Annotated in this window: 20 protein-coding genes; 10 read left to right on the forward strand and 10 right to left on the reverse strand. The window is 68.9% G+C overall.

Annotated features, from left to right (window positions below; all coding sequences use genetic code 11):
* Position 1 precedes the first annotated feature (1 nt).
* Entirely contained in the window at positions 2-1,675 is a 1,674-nt protein-coding gene (locus ACZ5YD_RS11580) for an ABC1 kinase family protein (RefSeq protein WP_379744455.1), read from the forward strand.
* Positions 1,676-1,740: 65 nt separating this feature from the next.
* Positions 1,741-2,046: a DUF7091 family protein gene (locus tag ACZ5YD_RS11585; RefSeq protein WP_379744453.1), complete on the forward strand. Its 306-nt coding sequence runs from the start codon at positions 1,741-1,743 to the stop codon at positions 2,044-2,046.
* 38 nt (positions 2,047-2,084) lie between these two features.
* On the opposite strand, the gene arcS is transcribed toward ACZ5YD_RS11585, so the two are convergent.
* From arcS to ACZ5YD_RS11600, 3 genes are all read right to left on the reverse strand, one after another.
* Positions 2,085-3,896, reverse strand: coding sequence for an archaeosine synthase subunit alpha (gene arcS / locus ACZ5YD_RS11590; RefSeq protein WP_379744451.1), 1,812 nt, complete (start codon positions 3,894-3,896; stop codon positions 2,085-2,087).
* Between the two features lie 51 nt (positions 3,897-3,947).
* Positions 3,948-5,669, reverse strand: a complete 1,722-nt coding sequence (locus tag ACZ5YD_RS11595) for a hypothetical protein (RefSeq protein WP_379744449.1) — start codon at positions 5,667-5,669, stop codon at positions 3,948-3,950.
* 171 nt (positions 5,670-5,840) lie between these two features.
* The gene (locus ACZ5YD_RS11600) at positions 5,841-6,854 is read right to left on the reverse strand and encodes an alcohol dehydrogenase catalytic domain-containing protein (RefSeq protein ID WP_379744447.1); all 1,014 of its coding nucleotides are present in this window, start codon (positions 6,852-6,854) and stop codon (positions 5,841-5,843) included.
* Positions 6,855-7,069: 215 nt separating this feature from the next.
* Here ACZ5YD_RS11600 and ACZ5YD_RS11605 point away from each other — a divergent pair, with 215 nt between their 5' ends.
* A complete protein-coding gene (locus tag ACZ5YD_RS11605) occupies positions 7,070-7,774 on the forward strand; it encodes a helix-turn-helix domain-containing protein (protein ID WP_379744445.1) in 705 nt (234 codons plus the stop codon).
* Positions 7,775-7,838: 64 nt separating this feature from the next.
* On the forward strand, positions 7,839-9,494 hold the full coding sequence (locus ACZ5YD_RS11610; protein ID WP_379744443.1) for a DUF255 domain-containing protein: 1,656 nt from the start codon (positions 7,839-7,841) through the stop codon (positions 9,492-9,494).
* 25 nt (positions 9,495-9,519) lie between these two features.
* Here the strand turns inward: ACZ5YD_RS11610 and mptA are convergent, their stop codons facing one another.
* From mptA to ACZ5YD_RS11625, 3 genes are all read right to left on the reverse strand, one after another.
* A complete protein-coding gene (mptA, locus tag ACZ5YD_RS11615) occupies positions 9,520-10,455 on the reverse strand; it encodes a GTP cyclohydrolase MptA (RefSeq protein ID WP_379744441.1) in 936 nt (311 codons plus the stop codon).
* Between the two features lie 88 nt (positions 10,456-10,543).
* Positions 10,544-10,957, reverse strand: a complete 414-nt coding sequence (locus ACZ5YD_RS11620; RefSeq protein ID WP_379744439.1) for a DUF7124 domain-containing protein — start codon at positions 10,955-10,957, stop codon at positions 10,544-10,546.
* Positions 10,958-11,007: 50 nt separating this feature from the next.
* A complete protein-coding gene (locus ACZ5YD_RS11625; protein ID WP_379744437.1) occupies positions 11,008-12,246 on the reverse strand; it encodes an NAD(P)/FAD-dependent oxidoreductase in 1,239 nt (412 codons plus the stop codon).
* Between the two features lie 218 nt (positions 12,247-12,464).
* Here ACZ5YD_RS11625 and ACZ5YD_RS11630 point away from each other — a divergent pair, with 218 nt between their 5' ends.
* The 3 genes from ACZ5YD_RS11630 (at position 12,465) to yciH (ending at position 15,036) form a co-directional block, all read left to right on the forward strand.
* Positions 12,465-13,112 carry a DUF6149 family protein gene (locus ACZ5YD_RS11630; RefSeq protein WP_379744435.1) on the forward strand — a complete coding sequence of 216 codons (648 nt, stop codon included), beginning with the start codon at positions 12,465-12,467 and terminating at the stop codon, positions 13,110-13,112.
* Positions 13,113-13,179: 67 nt separating this feature from the next.
* Positions 13,180-14,535 (forward strand): dihydroorotase, encoded by a 1,356-nt coding sequence (locus tag ACZ5YD_RS11635; protein WP_379744433.1) that lies wholly within the window; start codon positions 13,180-13,182, stop codon positions 14,533-14,535.
* Between the two features lie 207 nt (positions 14,536-14,742).
* On the forward strand, positions 14,743-15,036 hold the full coding sequence (gene yciH, locus ACZ5YD_RS11640) for a stress response translation initiation inhibitor YciH (RefSeq protein ID WP_379744431.1): 294 nt from the start codon (positions 14,743-14,745) through the stop codon (positions 15,034-15,036).
* A gap of 206 nt (positions 15,037-15,242) precedes the next feature.
* On the opposite strand, the gene ACZ5YD_RS11645 is transcribed toward yciH, so the two are convergent.
* On the reverse strand, positions 15,243-15,893 hold the full coding sequence (locus tag ACZ5YD_RS11645; protein WP_379744429.1) for an RPA family protein: 651 nt from the start codon (positions 15,891-15,893) through the stop codon (positions 15,243-15,245).
* Between the two features lies 1 nt (position 15,894).
* Complete coding sequence (locus tag ACZ5YD_RS11650) at positions 15,895-16,821, reverse strand: replication factor A (RefSeq protein WP_379744427.1); 927 nt, start codon at positions 16,819-16,821, stop codon at positions 15,895-15,897.
* Between the two features lie 280 nt (positions 16,822-17,101).
* Between ACZ5YD_RS11650 and gpmI the strand changes: the two genes are divergently transcribed.
* Positions 17,102-18,616 carry a 2,3-bisphosphoglycerate-independent phosphoglycerate mutase gene (gene gpmI / locus ACZ5YD_RS11655; RefSeq protein WP_379744425.1) on the forward strand — a complete coding sequence of 505 codons (1,515 nt, stop codon included), beginning with the start codon at positions 17,102-17,104 and terminating at the stop codon, positions 18,614-18,616.
* A gap of 29 nt (positions 18,617-18,645) precedes the next feature.
* Here gpmI and idi read toward each other — a convergent pair whose 3' ends face one another.
* Together idi and ACZ5YD_RS11665 are read right to left on the reverse strand one after the other, a co-directional pair.
* The gene (gene idi, locus ACZ5YD_RS11660; protein WP_379744423.1) at positions 18,646-19,263 is read right to left on the reverse strand and encodes an isopentenyl-diphosphate Delta-isomerase; all 618 of its coding nucleotides are present in this window, start codon (positions 19,261-19,263) and stop codon (positions 18,646-18,648) included.
* A 203-nt stretch (positions 19,264-19,466) separates the two neighbouring features.
* On the reverse strand, positions 19,467-19,880 hold the full coding sequence (locus tag ACZ5YD_RS11665) for an Lrp/AsnC family transcriptional regulator (protein ID WP_379745591.1): 414 nt from the start codon (positions 19,878-19,880) through the stop codon (positions 19,467-19,469).
* Between the two features lie 96 nt (positions 19,881-19,976).
* Here ACZ5YD_RS11665 and carA point away from each other — a divergent pair, with 96 nt between their 5' ends.
* Positions 19,977-21,050 carry a glutamine-hydrolyzing carbamoyl-phosphate synthase small subunit gene (gene carA, locus ACZ5YD_RS11670; protein ID WP_379744421.1) on the forward strand — a complete coding sequence of 358 codons (1,074 nt, stop codon included), beginning with the start codon at positions 19,977-19,979 and terminating at the stop codon, positions 21,048-21,050.
* Positions 21,051-21,146: 96 nt separating this feature from the next.
* Positions 21,147-21,932 (forward strand): SDR family NAD(P)-dependent oxidoreductase, encoded by a 786-nt coding sequence (locus tag ACZ5YD_RS11675; protein WP_379744419.1) that lies wholly within the window; start codon positions 21,147-21,149, stop codon positions 21,930-21,932.
* Positions 21,933-21,950 lie beyond the last annotated feature (18 nt).

Here is a 21,950-nt window from a genome sequence, read left to right on the forward strand (position 1 = left end):
GGTGGTCACGCTGGTCTCCCTTCGCGCCTACTGGCGGTTTCTCGTCGTCGTTCGGCGGTTCTCGCCGCTGATCCTCGCCTACTGGCGGGACCGTCGCCGATTCCTGCTGTTCGGCGGGAGCCGGCGGGTCGACGCCGAGACCCAACGCGAGCGCGCCGAGACGCTCCTCGACATCCTGTTGACGCTGGGTCCAACGTTCATCAAGCTCGGGCAGCTGCTCTCGACTCGCCCGGACGTCCTCCCGCCTGCGTACATCGAGGTGCTCTCGAGCCTCCAGGACGACGTTCCGCCCGCCCCGTGGCCGGAGTCGAAACGCGTGCTCGAGGACGAGCTGGGTCCGGTCGAGGAGGTCTTCGACGACTTCGATCCCGAGCCGATAAGCGGCGCGAGCCTCGGGCAGGTATACACCGCCACCTACGAGGGCGATCCGGTCGCGGTAAAGGTTCGACGTCCCGGGATCGAGCCCCTCGTGAACGCCGACCTGCGCGTCATTCGGTGGTCGCTTCCGATCGTCAAACGCTTCATCGGGAGCGGGCGGGCGTTCTCGCTCGAGAACCTCTCCGAGGAGTTCTCGAAGACGATCCGCCAGGAGATGGACTACGAGCGCGAACGCGAGATGCTCGCGGAGATCCGCGCGAACTTCGCCGACGACGGGTCGATCCGGATCCCGACGTCCTACGCGGAGGCGTCCGGCCGCCGCGTCCTCACCATGCAGTACATTCCGGGGACGAAGATCGACCGGATCGCGGATCTGGAGGCCGCCGGCCACGACCCGACCGCGGTCGCCGAGACGCTCCAGCGCGCCTACCTGCAGATGATCATCGACGACGGCGTCTTCCACGCCGACCCGCACCCGGGCAACCTCGCCGTCGACGACGAGGGGGCGATCGTCTTCTACGACTTCGGCATGTCCGGGCGCGTCGACCCGTTCATCCAGGACCGGATCGTCGACTTCTACGTGGCCGTCGCCGACCAGAACATCGACGCCATCCTCGACACCCTCATCGAGATGGGGACGCTCTCGCCGGAGGCCGACCGCGAGGTGATGGGCGAGGTGATGGAGCTCGCCATCGCCGACGCCCGCGGCGAGGACATAGAGCAGTACCGCGTCAATCAGATAATCGAGCAGATCGAATCGACGATCTACGAGTTCCCGCTGCGGCTCCCGCGGAACCTCGCGTTGGTCCTGCGGGTCGCGACCGTCGTCGAGGGGGTCTGTGTCACCCTCGATGAGGACTTCGACTTCATCGCGACCGCGACGGACTACCTCCGCGAGGAGGGGTACTACGAGGAGACCGCCCGCGAGCTGGCCGCCGAGGCCGGCGAGCAGGCGCGTGCGACCGCCGAGGCGCTCTTCACCGTCCCGCCGAAGCTGGATCGGGTCCTCGATCGCGCAGAACGCGGCGACGTCCACCTCAACGTCACCATCGAGGACGAGACGAAGGTGCTCGACAAGCTGGCGATGCGGATCGCCTACTCCGTGTTGCTCGCCGTCGGCGTGCTCTCCGCGACGATCCTCTACTCGTTCGCGAACGCCTGGGAGCTCGCCGCGGTCTCGCTCGGGCTTTCGACGCCGCTTGCGATCGCGTTGTACCGCTCGTTCCGATCGCGTTCGGGGATCCGCGCCAAGCCGCAGTTCACGCGCCAGAGCATGCGAAAGCGCCGCGAGGAGTGACCCACGCGAACCACTCGAGATCCCCACACGAACCACTCAAGGGTCCACGGCGGCTTGTCCCCGACATGGACGACGACCTCGAGGAGACGATCCGGCGCGGGATCCGGCTGGCGGGTCGCCGCTTCGAGGAGACCAAACGCGCCTACCGGGAGGGCCGATCCGGCGGCTCCGAAACGGTCGAGGACGACGTTTCCGGGTTCGGCCTGCCGACCGACGAGGACGGGAACGCCCGGATCGTCTGTCGCCGCCACGGCGAGCGCCGATCGGTCCCGGTCGACGAGTCGGGTCGTCCCGCCTGTTTCGAGGCCGATCACCCCGACTGCGAGGGCTGTCTCGAGGACGTGCGCGACGGATACGTCGAGACGTGGTGAGCGCGTGGTGATCCGTCGGGAACTGCCGTCGTTCCCGCCTACCGCTCCTCGACGTGTCGCACCGAGACCGCGATCCCCCGCGTCGACTCGGCCATCTCCCGGCCGTGCATCTCCGCGCGTCCCACCGCGAACGCGCGCGGTCCCTCGATCACGACCTCGTCTCCGACCCGGATCGAGTCGTCGGCGTCGACCACGCCGGGAGCGAGAACCGACCCCTGGGGGACGAACCCGTCGATCTCCACGGTCCGGGTCGCCACGTCGGAGTCGACCCAGCGTTCGGCGCCCGCGAGCGTGAGCGAGAGAACGCCGTACTGTGGAACCATCGTCGCGAGCTGTGTCCCCTCGTCGCCGGCCGGGCCGTCCCACGCCTGCAGCTTGGGGTAGCGCCCGTTCGTTCGCAGGTCGACGTCCTCCCCGAAGAGGCGGTCGCCGGCCGCCTCCCCCGCGTCCGCCCACGTGTCGCTCCCGAACTGGTAGTCGGCGATGGCGCGAACCGTGTTGTGCTCGCGTTCGCGTTTGCTGTAGGTCTCCTCGCCGGAGAGGGCCTCCGAGAGCCGCTCGAGAGAGGCGTCCGTCGTCGGGTGGTCCTCGCAGGTGTAGTCGATCGGCACCTCGAGGTCGTCCTCGACGCGCTCGACGATCGGGCCGTAGTCCTCGGGCACGTGAGCGATCACGCGGGGATACTCGTTGTCCTCGAGGTAACGCCGGAGGACCTCGGCGACGAACTCCGTCTCGTCGCACGACCAGCGGCCCGTCACGACCGAGTCGTAGTGTTGGGCCGGGTAGGTCGTCTCGAGCTCCTGTGGGACGACGCCGATCGGCGAGGTCACGGAGACGACGTGGCCGCGCCACCCGATCGCGTCGTGGAACTGTCGGTGGCTCCGAGAGTCGCTGTAGGGCTTCGTGGCCGAACACGGCACCAACACGAGCGGCGCGTCGAAGCGACACCGGTATCGGGTGCTCACCCGGTCGGCGAAGCGCTTGATCTCGGCCCGCTCGAGGGTGTCCTCACTCGCCGCCGTGATCTCCGATTCGCGGATCACGGGCGCGTGACGCTCGACGTGGCTCCAGCGCTCGTCGAACACGCGGAACGTCGCCGTGAGCCACTGGTCGTGGCGGGCCTGCCCCTCGATGTAGTCGCGCAGCCGCCCCCGCCGGATCCGGTGGCGGACTCGCCGGAGCTCGGCCTCGAGCGCGTTCAGGTTGTGCGCCTCGCAGTCCTCGCGGGTGAACTCCCCGCGGGGGACCGCACAGGCCGGACAGGCGCACGGCAGCTCCTCGAGGTCCTCGAGGAAGTGTTCGCCCTCGTTCGTGAGGTACTTTCCCTGTGACCCCTTCACCCGGGCGAGCGATCCGTCGACCAGGTCGACGCCGGCGTACGCGAGCGTCGCGACGTTCACCGGCGTGGAGACGCCCGAGAGAACGAGCGCCGTGTCCGCCGGGATCGCCTCCTTGACCCCGACGATCGCGTCGACGAACGCCGACCCGTGGCCCACGAACCCGGTCGCGTCCGAGAGCACGTATGCGTCGACGTTCGCGTCCGTCTCGGCGACGGCTGCGGCCGGATCCGCGGCGCTGATGACGGCCGCGCTCGGAAACTCGACGTTCGGGTGATCGACCCGGAACGACTCGCGAACGGGCTCGCGGGTTCCCGCGGGAAACCCGCGATGGGGCAGGACGGTGAGGGCGCTCTCGTCGCCCTCGGGAACCGACCGGTCGCCCGCCCAGAGGCTGCCGGCGTCCGCGAGGACGTCGTCGGCACGTGCCGGGGTCGAAACCGGGTCGGCGAGACGAAGCTCGCCGAGGCGGGCCATGCCGTCCCGCTCGTGGATCTCGAAGTACTCGGTCATACCGTCGCTGCGCCGCGGACGGCCGAATAGGTTGCGTTCCCGTGGCGTCCCTCACTCCGCGCGCGCCTGAGCGGGACCGCCCGACTCGCCGAACGCGACGTCGTTCGACCGACCGCTCGGCGGGCCGTTTCCGAGATCGTTCGGCGGCCCCCCGTTTCCGTCGCCGTTCGATGACGCGCCGGTCTCGCGATCGTCCGAGGGACCGCTTCCGCTCGCCTCGCCGTCGGGTTGCCCTCCCGCCTCGTCGCCTCCCTCCGAACTCTCGTCGTCGTCGCTCTCGTCGTCGTCGCTCTCGTCGTCGTCGCTCTCGTCGTCTTCACTTCCGCCGTCGTCGCTTTCGCCGTCGTCGTTGCTCTCCTCGTCCCCACCGTCGTCGCTCTCGCCTGGACCTTCCTCGCCTCCATCCGGTCCACCACGCCCGTCGCCCGCCCCGTTCCCCCGACCCGGGACGTCGCTCGAACCCGACCCTCCGGGGTCGTTCGTCGACCGTCCGGGGTCCCGATCGGCCCCGTTCCCGTCCCGACTTCCGGTATCCCCGTCCTCGCCTCCCCCATCACCCTCGTCGCTCTCGTCGTCCCCGTCTTCCCCGTCCTCGTCGTCGCTCTCGTCCTTGCTGTTCCCGCCACCCACCCCGCTTCGACCCCGGTCACCCGGTGCGTTTCCGGCGTTCTCGCCACCTCTATCGGGACCGGCACCGCCGGCTGCTCCGTTTCCTTGGACACCATCCGGTCCGTTCCCCGGTGCACTGTCCGGTCCGTTTCCGGGCACCCCGTCCGGCCCTTCCCCATTTGACCCCGTGCCGCGGCCGGCCCCCGGCGGCTCGCCGTCGGCTCCGCTCGCGTTCGGGGCGGAACCGTTCGGAACGGTCACGGAGCGGTTCGACACGTTCGTGGAGCCGTTCGAGGCGTTGCCCGGCGGTCCGCTCGCGTTCGCGGGAACCGACTCCGGCGGGCCCGCCCCGGTTCGATTCCGAACCGAAGCGGGCGGTCCCCGGGCGTTTTCGGCCGCCTGCTCGACCGCCTCCAGCGCGCGTTCGATCTCCGGTTCGTTCGGGACCGTGGCTCGCGTCTCGTTCGCCGCCGAGCCAGTCGCCTTCAGTCTCGCCCGCGCTCGACGGTCCGCGACGCGGTATCGCTCGGGCGAGATCGACCCGTTAGCCCGGGCCGCGGCGAGCTTCGCGCGCTCCTCGCGGATCGCCTCGACCCGATTCGACAGCTCGCTCGCGCGCTCGCGACCCGCCTCGTTCGAGTCCTCGTCGTCGATCCCGGCCTCCCACATCCCCTGGTCGATCGTCGAACCCGTCTCCGCCGACGTCGACTGCACGAACGCCGAGACCGCCGATCCGAACCCGTTTTCGTCCGGGGCGTCGGTACCGTTTTCGTCCGGGGCGTCGGTACCGTTTTCGTCCGGGGCGTCGGTACCGTTTTCGTCCGGGGCGTCGGTACCGTTTTCGTCCGGGGCGTCGGTACCGTTTTCGTTCGAGGCGTCAGTACCGTTCTCGTCCGAGGCGTCCGTTCCGTTTCCGCTCCCGCCGTCGCCCCCGCCGGTGGGTTCGCTCTCGTTTCCGTCGGCTCCGCCGATCTGTGGTGCGACGCCGGATGGATCGGGGACGTCGGCCGAATCGGCGACGTCGAACGGCTCCGGTCCGTCGAGCGCCGCCGATCCGTCGTTCGTGGCGTCCCCCGTGTCCGGCACCGCGGCTGCCGTCCCCGCGACGAGCGGGATCGCGGCCGCGATCAGACAGATCGAAAGCACGACGGCGGAGCCCCTCATTGATCGTCCTCAATCGGGGCTCGAATATAAACACCGAGTTCCGTTCGCGCCGTTTTTCCCGCGAACGGTCGGTTCAATGACTTCTTTCCGGCCGCTCCGGTCTCCGGTTTCGACGTTTTCGATCGCGAGGGGCGGATCTCGAACGCGAGCCTGTCCTCCGTGAGCGAGTCCTCAGGCCGTTATCACGAGCTTGCCGACGGTCTCGCGGTCGCGCATCGCCGCGAAGGCGTCCGCGGTCTCCGAAAGCGGATACGTTCCGTCGATCTCCGGATCGAGGTCGCCGAACGCGACGAGATCGACGAGCGTCTCGAGGTCGCCCTGGGTCCCCATCGTGCTGCCGACGATCCGCTTGTGGTTCAAAAAGAGGTCCGCGACGTCGAACGTCGATCGTCCGCCCGCGGTCCGCCCGCAGACGGTCATGATCCCGCCCCTGCGGAGGACGTCCATGCCGAGTTCCGTGTAGGGCCCGCCGAGGTGGTTCACCACCGCGTCCGGCGTCCCGACCGCCTCCACGGCACCCCGGAGTTCCTCCGGGTCCTCTCCGTGGACCGGATGATCGAGCCCGAGCGACGCCACCCGATCGAGCTTGCTCGCCGACGAGGAGGTGCCCACCGTCCGCGCGCCGAGGACGTCCGCGAGTTGGATCGCCGCGAGGCCGACCCCGCCCGTGGCTCCGGGGACGAAGACGAGGTCGCCGGCGCCCACCTCCGCGCGCTGGAGCATCCGGTAGGCGGTCACGTACGCGGTCGGGAGCGCGGCCGCGGTCGTCGCGTCGACCCCCTCCGGACGCCGGACCAGCCTGTCCGCGGACACGCGCGCCGACTCCGCGAGCCCGCCGTGATACAGCGAGAAGGATTCACACAGGTTCTCCGGACCCTCACGGCAGAACCGGCAGCGTCCGCAGGTCTCGTTCGGACACAACACCACCTCGTCGCCGGGCGCGACGTCGGTCACCCCCTCGCCGACGGCGCGGACGGTTCCGGCGACGTCGAGCCCGCTCACGAACGGGAGGTCGTCCGCGTCGACCATCGCGGAGTCGCCCTCCAGGATCCACAGGTCGTGTCTGTTGATCGCACACGCCTCCACGTCGACGACCGCCTCGCCGTGCTCCGGATCCGGCGTCGGTCGATCGACGATCCGTACTCCCTCCGGCCCCGTCAACTCAGAGAATGCTGCGGCGCGCATCGGACGAGGGTTCGACGGCCGATCAAATAGGACTGGCGCCCGCCGTTCGTCCGCGTACCGCCCGCGGCCCGGACGCGCCGCTGCCCGCCGTCCGGACGCGCCGCGGTCCCCGTCTCGACGCGCCGCCGTCCCTCTTCGATCCTCGAACGATATCGACGGTCGACGAACCCCACTTTCGATACCCTTTTGCGCGTCTCGGACGGACGTCGACCACGATGAGCCAACGCGCGAGAGAGGAGTTGGCGCGACGGATCGCCGGCGAGATCACCCTGAGCGACGATCCGGGCGCGACGCTTCGCAAGTGGCGCACGGACTTCGACGTCTCCCAGACGGAGCTCGCCGCCCAGCTCGAGGTCTCCTCGTCCGTCGTCTCCGACTACGAGAGCGGCCGCCGGGAGAGTCCCGGAATCGGTGTCGTCCGACGGACCGTCGAGGCGCTGCTCGACATCGACGTCGAGCGCGGCGGCGACCGGCTTCGACAGCACGCACGCGTCCTCTCGGCCGGCTTCGAGAGCGACGTGGTCCGCGACCTCCGGGAGTACTCGACGGCCGTCCCCCTCTCGACGTTCCACGACGCGATCGGAGCGAACGAGATCCAAGCCGGCGAGCGCGACCGGATCTACGGACACACCGTCATCAACTCCATCCAGGCCATCTCCCGGCTCTCGAGCGAGGAGTTCTACCGGCTGTACGGCCAGTCGACCAACCGCGCGCTCGTGTTCACGAACGTCACGCGCGGGGAGTCGCCGCTCGTGGCGCTCCGGGTCGTCACGCCGACGCCGAACGCGGTCGTCCTCCACGGCATCGAGGAGCCGGACCTCTGGGACCACGCGGCCGACCTCGCTCGGGCCGACGGTTTCTCGCTCGCCGTTTCGACCCGCGACCTCGACGACTCGCTCGACACGCTCCGCGACCTTTGAGTCCGCGTCCCCGCCGCCCGCGCGTCTCGAAGCGCTTACCCACCTCGCCGGCCGATCCGGTGACATGAACGAGACGCACGTCGAGTGGCGCGAGTGGGGGAGTGCGGCCTTTCGGGAGGCCGCGGAGACCGACCGACCGGTCCTCCTCGCGCTCACGGCGACGTGGTGTGCGGACTGCCACGAGATGGACGCACGGACCTACGGCGAGCCGCGGATCGCCGCCAACGTCAACGAGGGGTTCGTCCCCGTCCGCGTCGACGTCGACCGCCATCCGCGGGTCCGAGAGCGGTACAACATGGGGGGGTTCCCCTCGACGGTCTTCGTCACCCCCGACGGGGAGCTTCTCACCGGCGCCGGCTACCTCGGCCCCGACGGGATGCGTCAGGTGCTCGAGTCCGTCCGCACGATGTGGGCCGACAAGGGGGACGACGCCGGGCGAGTCCCCCGCGCGCTCGCCGGCGACCTCCCGCCCTCGGGCGAGCTCACGGCGGCCATCGAGGAGCACCTCGCGGGCCAACTCGAGGTCCAGTTCGATTCCGAACACGCCGGCTGGGGCGACGACGCCAAGTTCCCCCTCGCGCGGACGATCGAGTTCGCGCTCAAACGCGAGCGCTCGCAGGCCCGTCGCACCCTGGATGCCGTTTCGACGCACCTGCACGACGACGTCGGCGGGGGGTTCTTCCGCTACGCCGGGACTCGCGCGTGGGAGGACGTCCACCACGAGCAGACGATCGACGTCAACGCCGCGACGCTTCGGGCGTTCGCGAACGCCTATCTCTACACCGGCGAACCGGCCTACGCGGAGACGGCGAGCGACGCCGTCGCGTTCCTCACGGAGGACCTCTGGACCGGCGTCGGCGTCGGCGGCAGCATCGGTCCCGGCGAGGGGCGTGCCTACTACGCGAGCGACGCCGAGGGACGCGCAGAAATGGCGGACCCCAGATACGATTACACCCTCCTTGCGGGCGGGAACGCGCTCGCGGCGGACGCGCTTTTGACCTACGCCGCCTACACCGACGACGAGCGCGCCCGCGAGTACGCGGAGCGGATCCTCGATCTGCTCCGCGACGAACTCGTCGATCCGGAGACCGGCACGGTCACGCGCTTTCGGACCGGCGACGCGACCGGGGAGGTCGACGTTCTCGAGGATGCTGCCCGCGTCGTTGCCGCGTTCGTCCGCGCGCAAGGCGTCCTCGGCGAGGGGATCGACGTCGCGCGTGCCGTCGCCGACCGTGCGATCGACGTCCTCCACGCGGACGGCTCGTTCCTCGACGGACCTGCAAACGGCCCCGGACTCCTCGATCGCCCCTTCCGTCCCCTCGACACCAACGTCGAGATGGCCGACGCGCTCTACTCCCTCTCGCTTGCGACCGGGGAGGAGCGATACGCCGCCGTCGCACGCGAGACCGCCGAGTCATTCGCCGGCGCCTACGAGCGCTACGGCGTACAGATCGCGAGCTACGGCGGACTCGTGGCGCGTCTCCTCCACGGCTCGCCCGCCGTCCACGTCGCCACCCCGCCGGGAAGCGACCTCCATCGGGCCGCCTGGCGGGTGGCCGACCACGAGAAGGTCGTCGTCCCGAACGCACACCTCGCGGACGCGCCGGGCGGGCGCACCCTCGATCGCGACACGGCCGTGGTTGCCCTCCACGGGGAGACCTCCGAGCCCGCACGCACGCCCGACGAGCTGCTGTCGCGGGTCGCGGAGACGGTCGAGTAGTCTTTCGATCCGCTCCGTCCCCGGATCACTCGGCCGCGCCGTTCACTTCGGTCCGAAGCCGCTCCATCGTGACCTCGCGTTCGGCGTGGGCGTTGTGCTCGTGGATCGACTCGTCGTTCGACTGGGCCATCCGGACCACGGCGTCGTCGGGGAGGTGGTCGAACTCCGTGACCGTCCGCTCGGCCAGCGACCGCACGCAGTCCTCGACGAACTTCGCGTTCGCGTGTGCGTGGTAGGTCATGTGGTCCTCGTCCGGGCGCTTCGCCATGTTGTAGATCCGCGCGCTCATCGCGTCGCGCGCGATGTCGATCACGTCGCGCAGATCGACGTCCGGGTCGCCGTCGGCCGTGACCGTGAGGGTCGCGTGTCCCCGCTGTGAGTGGCCGGGTTGGGGGACCGCCTCGAGGAAGGACTCCGTCGTCTCCTCGTCGACGCCGAGATCGTGGAGCTTCTCCCTCGCGCGCGACTCGGACATGCCCTGCGAACACGGACAGACGGTCATGCCCGTCACCTCGGCGCCGATCTCCTCGCGGGTCCCCTCCTCGGTCGCCGTCGCCGAGGCGATGATCGTCGCCGTGTTCTGGGTCGGCCGATCCGAGGCCGGCGTTCGCTCGCGGGTGATCAACTCGGCGGTCATCTCCACCTCGGCCCGAGAAGTGTACTCGTGTTTCTCGAGGAGTCGTTCGGCGGCGTCGCCACAGACGTCCTCGACGCGGTAGGCTTCCTCGCGGGTGATGTCCTCTAAGATCTCGTCGATGACCTCCATGTTCCGGGACATGTCGAGTCCCTTCCTGCAGCTCGGGAGGTCGACGAACACCTCGAACTCCGCCATCAACACGATCGGCCGGTCGTCGCCGCGCGAGAGTTTCACGAGCTTTTGTACCCCGGTGACCCCGACCTGAGAGAGGCCGACCGCGACCTCGGGATCCGACGCCTGAACGTCCGGCAGCTGGTGGCTCATTACCTACGGGAAGGGGGGAGACGCGATTAGGGCTTTCGAAACCCGTGATCGACGAACGCCAGCACGCGCCCCGACGTCACAAGCGGCTTCACGGCCAGTCGTCGCGCTGCTCGGTCGCCTCCGCGGGCTCCTCCTCGCCGTCGGCGATCCGCCAGCCGGCCGCCTCGGCGGCGTCCTCGACCGACAGGAACTCCCAGTCGGCAGACTCGGCGAGCGCCTCGTCGTCTTCGTCGGTGCCGACGAAGACGTGCCGGTCCGTCTCGAACTGGTCTTTGATGTTCTGCAGGCTCTCTTCGACCCCCCGCGGTCCGGAGAAGAAGTCCTGGCGAACCCGGTGTTTGCGGGTGAAGTTCGTCACCACGTAGGTCGGCTGTTCGCTCACGACGCCGACGTATTCGGTCCACTGGCGGGCGTCGTTGAACACCGCGTTCGGGTCCGCGAACCGCCGGAGCGCCTCCAGCTCGAAGGCCAACGTCATGTCGGTGGATCCGCCGCTGTCCATACGTCCGGTTCGCCGCGACGGCCGAAAACCGCTTCGCTTCCGGCGTCCCCTCAGGGCTCGCTCGTCTGTGCCAGGTCGTCGACCGAGAAGCCCTCTTCCATGAGGACGTCCGTCTGGTCGCCGACGTATCGCCGCTCGCGCATCAGCTGTTTGTACGCCGACTGCGGGGCGAGGTCGCCGATCAGGACGCCGCCGACGATGCGGCCGTCCTTCAACGCGAGCCGTCGCCACTCGCCCTCGCCCGTGGTCGCTTCCACGCTCTCGTCGCCCAGCGTCGGGTGGCCGAACGAGAGGAACGGGAACTCGAAGTGGGTGATCGAGTAGGAGCTGACCCAGCGGAACTCCTCCGCGCCGTACTCGACCATGTTCCGTGCCGCGATCGTTCCCTGTTCCTTGGCGGAGCCCCACGCGCCGTTCTGTGCCCGGTCGCCGAGAACGAGGTCGTTGAACTCCGTGATGTCGCCGGCCGCGAAGACGTTGTCGACGTTCGTTCGCATGTACTCGTCGACGAGGATCCCGTCGTCCGTCTCGACAGGGGTGTCCTCGACGATCTCCGTGTTGAAGTTCAACCCGATCGCGACGCCGGCGAAATCACACTCGTAGCGCTCGCCGTTCGGGTCGATCGCCGCCTCGACGTGGCCGTCCTCGTCCACCTCGAAGCGGTCGACGCCCGAGTCGAAGACGGGTTCGACGCCCCGTTCGCGCATCGCCTCGTGCATGATCTCCGCGCCCTCGTTCGAGAGGGCGTATCGCCACCACGAGTCGCCGCGCATGAGGTACTTCGCCTCGACGTCCTGGGCGCCGCAGATCGCCGCGAAGTCGATGCCGAGTAGCCCCGCTCCCACGATGACGCCCGAGTCCGCGTCCTCCACGCTCTCCTTGATCCGGCGTGCGTCCTGGAACGTCCAGAAGTGGTGGACTCCGTCGGCATCGGCGTTCTCGACGGGCAGCTGTTGGGGGGTTCCGCCGATCGCCAACAGCAGGCTGTCGTAGGCGAACACCTCCTCCTCGTGGGTTCGGATCTCGTCGGATTCGACGTCGATGTCGACGACGAGGGTGTTGAGCCGCAGGTCGATGTCCCGCTCCGCGTACCACTCCTCGTCGTGGATGGAGATCGGGGCCTCGGGGAGCTTCCCCTTCGCGAATTCCTTTATCAGAATGCGGTTGTAGAGGGCTTCGCCCTCGTCCGTGATGACCGTGATGTCGGCGTCGGGACGCTCCTCGCGGAGCGTCTCGGCGGCCGACGACCCGGCGACGCCGTCGCCGACGATCACGTACGATTCGCTCATGATCGGCCGTTCGGTACGGGGGTTAATGTGGATTGCTATCGACGTGAGGAATCATGAGGAATGATCTCATGGGGTATGTCTGTAGCTCCTTTAGGACCTTACAGTCCCTCTCGTGAACGGCGTCCGTCGGGTCCGATCGTCACGAGTTCGGCTCGAATCGTCACGAGTTCGGTTCCCACCGCCACAGATTCAAGGACGTACGGGCCCAACCCGCGAGCATGAAGATCAGCCAGAACGTCCGCCACTGGGCCGCGAAGAAGGCGCTCACGGCCCCGGTTCTCGGCGACCTCGCGAACGACAAGCTCGTCGATCTCCACACCACGATCTTCTTGAACCAGGCGGACGACGACCGGCGCGAGCAGCGTCGCGACCACCTCGACGACTTCTTCGATGCGACCATGGACGCCTACGTGACCGCCCTCGAGGCCGGGTTTCCGGAGGCTGAGGCCCGCGAGATAACCCACATCCAGGCGAACTTCGACTTCTTCAACCACGGGTGGACCGAGATGATGGAGATCCCGGGCGACGAACTTGAGGCGCACTACCGACGCTACGAGGACTTCTTTACCGAACACGGGATCACGATCGACGACCCGCTCGGCGAGTTCCACCCCGAATCGGGGATCGCCGACGCCCCCGCGACCCCGGAGCGGCTCGAGGAGCCCGAATACGAGAACGCGATCGCCGGGTTCGCGGACGACGTCTACGTCGAGACGGAATCGGGCGAGACCGTCGTCGGCGACGCCGGCGAGCCCGAGGACGTCGATCCGAGCGCGACGCCCGGGCTCGACGAGGACGCCGACTACGCCAACGCGAACGGGCTCACCGAGGATTCCCCCGCCGGCGACGACCGCGAGCGCGCCTGACCCTCGCGGGCGAGCCTGGCCCTCCCGGATCGGACTGCTTTTTCCGTGCCCCATCGAGGATCCCCGTATGCTCATCACCGGCGGGGCGCTCGCAGACGGGCGGGTCCGCGACGTCCGCATCGACGGGGAGACGATCGACGCCGTCGCGTCCGACCTCGAGCCAGCGGCCGACGAACGGGTGATCGACGCTCGCGGCAAGCACGTGCTTCCGGGCGCGATCGACGTTCACGTCCACTTTCGCGAGCCGGGCGGGTTACAAAAGGAGACCTGGAAGACGGGATCGCGGTCGGCCGCGGCGGGCGGCGTGACGACCGTCGTCGACCAGCCGAACACTGACCCGCCCACCGTCGACGGCGGGTCCTTCGACGCGAAGGCCGCCACCGCGGCCGAGGACTCCCTCGTCGACTACGGGATCAACGGCGGCGTCACCGCGGCGTGGCGTCCCGAGGAGCTGTTCGACCGGCCGGTGTTCGCGCTCGGCGAGGTCTTCCTCGCCGACTCGACCGGGGAGATGGGGATCGAGATGGACCGCTTCGAGGACGCCCTCGACCGGGCGACGGCCGCGGGCGTTCCCGTGACCGTCCACGCCGAGGACGCGGACCGATTCGATCCGGACGCGCTGTCGGGCGATCTCGGCGGCGTCGGGCGTCGTGCCCGAAGCGAGCGCTGGTCGGCGTTTCGAACGCCGGACGCCGAGGCGGCGGCCGTCGAGCGCGCCGTCGCGGCCGGCGAGGACGTCGAGGGGCACGTTCACATCGCCCACACCTCGACGCCGGAGGGGATCGACGCGACCGCCGGAACCGGGGCGACCTGCGAGGTCACCCCGCACCACCTCTTCTGCTCGACGGACGACTGCGACCGGCTCGGGACGTTCGGCCGGATGAACCCCCCGCTTCGCGATCCCGACCGTCGTGCGGCCGTCTTCGAGCGGCTCCGCGACGGTCGCGTCGACGTGGTCGCGACCGACCACGCGCCCCACACCGCCGCGGAGAAGAACCGGACCCTGACCGAGGCGCCGAGCGGCGTGCCCGGCGTCGAGACGATGCTCCCCCTGCTCTTGGCGGCGGTTCGCCGGGACGAGCTGACGCTCGAGCGCGTCCGCGACGTCACCGCCCGAAATCCGGCGTCGATCTTCGGACTCGAGCACAAGGGCGCGATCGAGGCCGGACGGGACGCGGACCTGGTCGTCGTCGACCTCGAGGATCCCTCCGACATCCGAGCCGCCGCGCTTCACTCGAAGTGTCGGTGGACCCCCTTCGAGGGGATGACCGGGGTGTTCCCCGAGATCACCATCGTTCGCGGCCACGTCGCCTACGAGCGGGACACGGTGATCGGCGTGGAGTCCTTCGGCGACCCGATCGGAGAGAACGCCCGCGCACGCGACCCGATCGGCGCCGTCGACGACGCGGACGGGGGACGCTGAGGCCGGCGTCGGAGAAATCCCCGCCGATCCGTGGTGACGGTCGGCGTCGGCCAACGCTCCGCCGATCCGTGGTGACGGTCGGCGTCGGTCAACGCTCCGCCGATCCGTGGTGACGGTCGGCGTCGGTTAACGCCCCGCCGATCCGTGATACCGACGCCGGGGGTCCCGACACTATTTAATACCGGCATCCAGTAGGTTCGAACCGTAATGTCGGAAGTCTGCTCGACGTGCGGGCTGCCCCAGGAACTCTGCGTCTGCGAGGACGTCGCCAAGGAGTCCCAGCAGATCAGCATCCGCATCGACGAGCGAAGGTACGGAAAGGAGGTAACGGTCATCGAAGGATTCGACCCCAAGGACGTCGATCTCGACTCGCTGTCGTCGGATCTCAAATCGAAGTTCGCCTGCGGCGGCACCGTCGAGGACGACGCCATCGAGCTGCAGGGAAACCACTCCGGGCGCGTCGAGGAGTTCCTCCGCGAGAAGGGGTTCAACGTCGCGTGACCGTCACCTGACCCCGCCGTCGAGCCGTCGTTTTTCGGTCGCGGACGACGCGTGAGCGGCCGCGTTTTCCGTCGGTTTCCGGTCGCTTACGATCGTCTACGATCGTCTCACAGATCGACGCGGATCGTCGATCGACGGACGAATGACCGCCGCCGTGTGAACTGCCGCCCGGTCACCCGCGACGGCGCATGCCGGCCGCCGAGACCCTACGCCTCGAGCGAGGTCTCGGCGTCGTCCGCCTCCGAGTCGGCGTCGTCAGTCCCCGAATCGTTACCGCCTTCTCCCTCGTCGAGATCCTCGAGCGCCGAGAGCGCCGCCGCGCGGTAGGTCTCGGGGTCGAGATCGTAGTGTTCGCGTGCCATTCGCGCGTACTCGTTGGCCTCGTCGTCGAACCGGGCGACGCGCTCTATCGTCCGCTCCGCGGTCTCGGCGACCCAGCGATCGCGGACGGCGGCGTCGACCGGGGTGATCGACTCCGGGCGGACCGAGACGTTGATCGAGCCGTCGTCTGTCTCGTAGGTCCGCGGCTTGCCGACCACGGCGACGTACGCCGGCGGCTCGAGGTCGCGGAGCGTGCTCGCGGCCTCGGGCTGGTACTGGCCGGCGTAGACGAAGAACGTCCCCGTCGGATCGACGATCCGGCCGCGCCAGTACTCGTTGTCCTCGCCCACGTCGTCCTTCTCCGTGAGCGTGCCGACGAGGAACACCCGGTTCGCGGACTCCCCGGTGGGAAGCAGCGAGTAGACGGGCGCGCGCTCGTCGTCGGACTCCTTGAACGTGTAGCCGGCGTCGTTGAACTCGGTGGCGAAGACGCGCCGGGCGACCTCCCTCATGGGGGTGGATTCGCTTTGACTCATCTCAGATCGACCTCGCGTTGATCAGCGCGCGTTCGACGTCCACCGGCCCGGGCTCCTCCGTCTCGTCCGCGAGCACGTACCGGCCGAGCGTCGGACCGGTGACCCGGTAGTACCGCCCGAGGATGCCCTCCGACATCTCGTCCGCGACCACCGTCGTATCGAGCGCGTCCATCGCCAGCTGTTTGGCCTCCTCGAGGCCCATGCCGGTCAGCTCCTCCGTGGCCTCCCGGTCGAAGATGACCTCGTGGACCTCCCGCCCGTCGTCGAGGACGCCCTTGATCCGGAGGTCGAACTCGCCGTCGACCTTGCCGTGTTCGCTACAGCGCCCGTTCTGGAGCACCCGCGTGCAGTCCTCCTCGGGACACCGCTTTATGAGACCGGAGCCGGACTGGACGTCGACGAGGGCTCCCTCGACCGTCTCGGCGTTGTCGCCGACCTCGATCTCCTCGTCGATCTCCGAGATTCCGGTCGTCCGGTTGAGCTTGACCGAGTACCGTCCCTCGTACTCGTCGGTGACGACGTTCGAGAGATCGTAGGCCTGATCCTCCTCGAGCAGGGGAAGATCCGAGGTCTCGAAGGCTGTGAACTTGATCGTCCCCGACTCGTCCCCGAGCAGCCCGACCTGGGCGACGGCGTCGCTTCGGGGCTCCCAGAGGTCGACGACGCGCACGCGCAGGTCGACCCACTGTTCGTCCTCGTCGATCTCGTTCACCTGGACCCGTTCGCTCCCGCCCCGTCCGAGCTCGTCGCGCTCGAGGCCGGCCTCGTCGAGGTAGTCGTTGGTGATGCTCCGTCTCGCCTCCTCGACGGGCACCCGGTATTCGGTGACGAGGTTGTCCAGCCGGGCCTCGATCTCGTCGACGTCCGGGTCGAGGTGGTCCGAGAACTGTTCGGCTATCGCTTCCGCGTGGTCTCGTAGTTCCGTCATGGTTGTTGCCTCCGGCGTGTTTTCGAATGGGAGGCGTGGGCCCCTTGGGGCGGCATGTGGTAAAAAGTTCCGTAGCCGCGGTGAAAGTGGACGACCGGCCGACTGCGGCCGATCAGGCCGTCTCGCGTGCGACGAACGTCGGACGCACGCGGGCGGCGTTTCGAGTGGAGATCATGCTCGTTCGAGCGGAGATCGTGTCGGTTCGAGTCGGCGGGCGAGCCCGCCGCGCTCCGGTCCCCACAACGAAGGGTAGTTGGGCGTCGCCCCCGACGGTTCGGGTATGAGAACGGCGCTCGTCGTGTTGGACGGGTGGGGGATCGGCGACCACGACCGGCGGAACGCGGTCGCGGCCGCCGACACGCCCACCTTCGAGGGGATATCGGCGAAGGGAGCCTCCGGCCGACTGACCGTTCACGGCCGGCGGGTCGGGCTGCCCGAGGGACAGATGGGCAACTCCGAGGTCGGACACCTCAACATCGGGGCCGGTCGGGTGGTGAAACAGGCCTACACCCGGATATCGGACGCGATCGCCGCCGGCGAGCTGGCCGACAACGAGGCGCTTCGCGAGGCGTTCTCCTTCGTCGACTCCCACGGGGGACGGGTCCACTTCATGGGACTCGTCTCCGACGGCGGGGTCCACTCCTCCGTCGACCACCTGAAGGCGCTGATCGATCTCGCCGACGACGCGGGCGTGCCCGCGAGCACCCACGCCTTCACCGACGGCCGGGACACGGCCCCCGAGATCGCGGACACGTTCCTCGCGGACGTCTCGGACCACGCCGCGGACGTCGCCACCGGCGAGGTCGCCACCGTGACGGGTCGGTATCACGCGATGGACCGCGACCGGAACTGGGAGCGAACCCGGAAGGCCTACGAGGCGATCGTGAACCGCGAGGCCCCACACGTCGCCGATTCGGCCGTCGAGGCCGCCGAGCGCGCCCACGAGCGCGGCGAGACGGACGAGTTCATCGAACCGACGCTCGTGGCCGACGAGCCGGCCCTCTCGGACGGCGACGCGGTCGTCTTCTTCAACTTCCGGGCCGATCGCGCCAGACAGCTCGTCCGTCTGCTCACCGGGACCGAGCCGGAGTGGCCCTTCGATCTCGACCAGCCCGAGATCCGGATGGTGACGATGACCGAGTACGACGAGACCTTCGAGTTCCCGGTCGCGTTCCCCCCGGAGATCCCGGAGGATACCCTCGGCGAGGTGGTCGCAGACGCCGGGCTCCGACAGCTCCGGATCGCCGAGTCGGAGAAGTACGCCCACGTCACCTACTTCCTCAACGGCGGCCGCGAGGTGGAGTTCCCCGGCGAGATCCGGACGATCGTCGAGAGTCCGGACGTCGCGACCTACGATCGCCGGCCCGAGATGTCCGCGCGCGAGGTCACGGACGAGGCGATCGCCACGATCCGCGAGGACGACCCCGAACTGGTCGTGTTGAACTACGCCAATCCCGACATGGTCGGCCACACCGGGGATTACGAGGCCGCGATCCGCGCCGTCGAGACGGTCGATGACCAGCTCGACCGGCTCCTCGCGGCGATCGCGGACGCCGACGGACACGCCATCGTGACCGCGGACCACGGCAACGCCGACGACATGGGCACGGCGGCCGAGCCGCACACCGCCCACACGTACAATCCGGTCCCGTTCGTCTACCTGTCGCCGGCCGGCGACGACCGCGGCCGGTCGATCCGCGAGGACGGGTCGCTTTGTGACGTGGCTCCGACGATCCTCGAGACGATGGGGATCGACCAGCCGGACGCGATGACCGGCGAGTCGCTGCTCGAGTGATCCGTCACGCGAAGACGCCGGTGTCGAACCTATTCCGAAAAGTCGCGCCGCATCGCGATCTCGAACCAGGGACACAGCCTGAGCTGGCGGTACCACTTCGGGTGTTCGTGGAGGTGCTCGTAGTCCACCCACAGCAGCCCGGCGATCTCCTCCTCGTCGGGGTCGAGGCTGACGTCCGTGAGGGTGACCTTGAGCACCGCACAGACCTCCCACTCGACGCCCGCGTTCGGGTAGTAGCGTTTGTACTCGAACTTGTCCGTCACGCGGAGGTCGTCGTACTGGTCGGGCGTGATCCCGAGTTCCTCCTCGAGACGCTGTTCCGTCGCCTCCGCCTGGGTCTGTCCCTCGACCGGGTGGGAGGCGACCGTCCCGTCCCAGTGGGTGTCCCACAGCCGCTTTCCGGGCGCGCGCTGGGCCAACAGGAGCCTGCCGTCGCCGTCGAAGACGAGGCAGGTGAACGCCCGGTGGCGGATCCCGTCGCCGGTGTGTGCGTCGAGGCGATTGACCGTGCCCTGTGCTGTGTCCTCGGAGTCGACCGCGATGACGTCCTGGTTCGCGTTCTCGTGGTCGAGTTCGTCCTCGGGTCCGCCGCTGGACTCGCCGCCGTCGGCGATCGGAGGGCGATCGGCCGCGTCGTCTGCGTTCATACGGTATGGGACGGCGAGCCCCCCTAATAAGAATTCGATCGATACGGACCGGATCGCCGTCGGATCTCGTTCCCCTGGATCGTCGATCGCCTGCGTTCTCGGCTCACCCAGCCGTTGGCGGTCTCGGCTCACCCAGCCGTTGGCGGTCTCGGCTCACCCAGCCGTTGGCGGTCTCGGCTCACCCAGCCGTTGGCGGTCTCGGCTCACCCCAGCCGCTCGTCGAGGATGAGGCGCGTCTTCGTCGATTTGACGTCGTCCATCTCGCGGGCGTCGGTGATCAGCTCGTTGACCGCGCCCGTGTCGACGCAGTCGACGACGAGCACGATGTCGTCCTCGCCGGAGACCTGCCAGACGAAGTCGACCTCCTCCCAGTCGGCCATCCGCTCGCTCACGGCGCTCGTGTCGACGTGGACCTCGACGGAGATCTCGATCATCGCCTTCACGTTGCCCGTCCGCGTCGTCACCGTGAACCGCTCGATGACGCCCTCCTCGTTCATTCGCTCGACCCGGTTCCTGACCGTGCCCTCCGAGGTCCCGACCTCGTCCGCGATCTCGGTATACGGGGTGCGCGAGTCCCGACGGAGGACGCCGAGGATCTGCCGATCGAGTTCGTCCATGTCGGTCCGTGGGACCGCGGCCATATACTGATTACGAATTTCGTAACTCAACTACGAACGACGCACTTATTAGGGTAGCTCCGTACGTTTCTCGTAATGACGGACGCCTACATCGCGTTGGCAGACGGACGCGTGCTCGAGGCGCGCACCCGCGCACCGGGGCGTACACGTGGCGAACTGGTCTTTACGACCGCGTACACCGGTTACGAGGAGTCGCTCACCGATCCCTCGTACGCCGAGCAGGTCCTCACGTTCTCGTATCCGCTGATCGGAAACTACGGGGTCCGCTCCGAGCGGTTCGAGTCCGACAGGGTCCAGCCGCGCGCGGCGATCGCCCGCGAGTTCACCGACGACGTCGCGGAGTGGCTCGCCGAGGAGGGGATTCCGGCGATCGACCACCTCGACACGCGCGAACTCGTCACGACCGTCCGCGAGGAGGGCGCGATGGCCTGCGGGATCGCCGCCGGAGAGGACGTCACGCCCGAGGACGCGAAGGCCGAGATGGAGGCGTGCAAGCCGATGAGCGACCACGTCGACATCGGCGCCGGCGTCTCCGTCTCCGAACCGACCGTCCACGAGGCCGATCCGAACGGCGCGGTCGACGCGCGGATCGCCCTTCTCGACTGCGGCGCGAAGGGTTCCATCGTCGAGTCGTTGAACGAACGCGGCGCGGACGTCCACGTCCTGCCCTACGACTCGACCCCCGCGGACGTCGAGGCCGTCGATCCCGACGTCCTGTTCGTCTCGAACGGTCCCGGCGATCCGGAGAACTTCGAGGCCGCGAAGGCGGTCGTGAACGCCTTCGCGGGCGATCTCCCCCTCGCGGGCATCTGTCTGGGCCAGCAGATCATCGCGAGCGCGCTCGGCGGCTCGACGGAGAAGATGACCTTCGGCCACCGCGGGGTCAACCAGCCAGTCAAGGACCTCCGGACCGACCGCGTCGTGATGACGACCCAGAACCACGGCTACACCGTCTCCGACCCCGGGCCGCTTGAGGTCACCCAGGTCAACGTCAACGACGACACGGCCGAGGGGCTCGAAAGCGAGGAGTACGGCGTCATCACCCGCCAGTACCACCCCGAGGCGAACCCCGGACCCCACGACTCCCTCGACTTCTTCGACGACGTGCTCGCGATGTCCGACTCGACCGCCGAGGTCGCGGCCGACTGACCGGGGATCGGAGCCGATCTTCGCCCCGACTCGCCAGTTCCGCCCGACTCGCCTCGACCCGAACGGCTATCTTCCTCGCTCCGCCTTCCGTGAGACATGGACACGGACGAACCAGCCGACGCCGACGGAATCGGGAGTATCCCGGAAGGCGAGGAGATGCGCGCGCTCGTCGTCGGGGCGAGCCGCGGCATGGGGCGGGCCATCGTCGAGACGCTCGCGGACCAGGGGGCCGCGGTCGCCATGGCGGCCCGGTCGATCGACGAGCTTCGCGAGCTATCGGCGACGCTCGACGGCGAGACGGTGCCCATCGAGTGCGACGTCCGCGAGACGGCCGCGGTGAACCGGGCGGTCGAACGCGCGCTCGAGGAGTTCGGCGGTCTCGACGCCGTCGTCACCACCGTCGGCGTGCTCACTCGCGGACCGATCGACGAGGCGACCGACGAGGACCTCGAGTTCGTCGTCGACACCAACCTGCTCGGCGCGCTGCGGGTCGCGAGGGCGACGATCCCCCCGTTGGTCGAGACGGACGGATCGCTCGTGTTCGTCTCCTCGGAGGCCGCCACGCGCGGCGTCCCGAATCTGCCGGCCTACTGTGCGACGAAGGGGGCGATCGACGCGTTGACACGCCAGCTCGCCGTCGAATACGCCGACGAGAACGTACGGGTCAACGCCGTCGCGCCGGGCACGACCCGGACGTCGATGAACGAGGCGGTCCGCAACGAGGATCCGGACTGGGAGGATCGGCGCGCACGTGACATTCCGCTCGGGCGGCTCGGCGAGGCCGGGGACGTCGCCGAGACGGTGGCGTTCCTGCTCTCGCCGGGGGCCGACTACGTCACCGGCGAGGTGATCGCCGTCGACGGCGGCAGCACGGCGCGGTGATGGTTCCGCCCTCGTGGA

This window comes from Halopenitus salinus (assembly GCF_055397165.1).

Coding starts and splice junctions, on each gene's coding strand:
- ACZ5YD_RS11650 (WP_379744427.1), bottom strand. CDS start 16,821: ATGACGGAACTACGAGACCACGCGGAAGCGATAGCCGAACAGTTCTCG.
- ACZ5YD_RS11605 (WP_379744445.1), top strand. CDS start 7,070: ATGAGCCAACGCGCGAGAGAGGAGTTGGCGCGACGGATCGCCGGCGAG.
- ACZ5YD_RS11675 (WP_379744419.1), top strand. CDS start 21,147: ATGGACACGGACGAACCAGCCGACGCCGACGGAATCGGGAGTATCCCG.
- arcS (WP_379744451.1), bottom strand. CDS start 3,896: ATGACCGAGTACTTCGAGATCCACGAGCGGGACGGCATGGCCCGCCTC.
- ACZ5YD_RS11620 (WP_379744439.1), bottom strand. CDS start 10,957: ATGGACAGCGGCGGATCCACCGACATGACGTTGGCCTTCGAGCTGGAG.
- ACZ5YD_RS11585 (WP_379744453.1), top strand. CDS start 1,741: ATGGACGACGACCTCGAGGAGACGATCCGGCGCGGGATCCGGCTGGCG.
- idi (WP_379744423.1), bottom strand. CDS start 19,263: ATGAACGCAGACGACGCGGCCGATCGCCCTCCGATCGCCGACGGCGGC.
- ACZ5YD_RS11625 (WP_379744437.1), bottom strand. CDS start 12,246: ATGAGCGAATCGTACGTGATCGTCGGCGACGGCGTCGCCGGGTCGTCG.
- ACZ5YD_RS11665 (WP_379745591.1), bottom strand. CDS start 19,880: ATGGACGAACTCGATCGGCAGATCCTCGGCGTCCTCCGTCGGGACTCG.
- ACZ5YD_RS11630 (WP_379744435.1), top strand. CDS start 12,465: ATGAAGATCAGCCAGAACGTCCGCCACTGGGCCGCGAAGAAGGCGCTC.
- ACZ5YD_RS11610 (WP_379744443.1), top strand. CDS start 7,839: ATGAACGAGACGCACGTCGAGTGGCGCGAGTGGGGGAGTGCGGCCTTT.
- ACZ5YD_RS11635 (WP_379744433.1), top strand. CDS start 13,180: ATGCTCATCACCGGCGGGGCGCTCGCAGACGGGCGGGTCCGCGACGTC.
- mptA (WP_379744441.1), bottom strand. CDS start 10,455: ATGAGCCACCAGCTGCCGGACGTTCAGGCGTCGGATCCCGAGGTCGCG.
- ACZ5YD_RS11595 (WP_379744449.1), bottom strand. CDS start 5,669: ATGAGGGGCTCCGCCGTCGTGCTTTCGATCTGTCTGATCGCGGCCGCG.
- ACZ5YD_RS11645 (WP_379744429.1), bottom strand. CDS start 15,893: ATGAGTCAAAGCGAATCCACCCCCATGAGGGAGGTCGCCCGGCGCGTC.
- ACZ5YD_RS11600 (WP_379744447.1), bottom strand. CDS start 6,854: ATGCGCGCCGCAGCATTCTCTGAGTTGACGGGGCCGGAGGGAGTACGG.
- yciH (WP_379744431.1), top strand. CDS start 14,743: ATGTCGGAAGTCTGCTCGACGTGCGGGCTGCCCCAGGAACTCTGCGTC.
- carA (WP_379744421.1), top strand. CDS start 19,977: ATGACGGACGCCTACATCGCGTTGGCAGACGGACGCGTGCTCGAGGCG.
- gpmI (WP_379744425.1), top strand. CDS start 17,102: ATGAGAACGGCGCTCGTCGTGTTGGACGGGTGGGGGATCGGCGACCAC.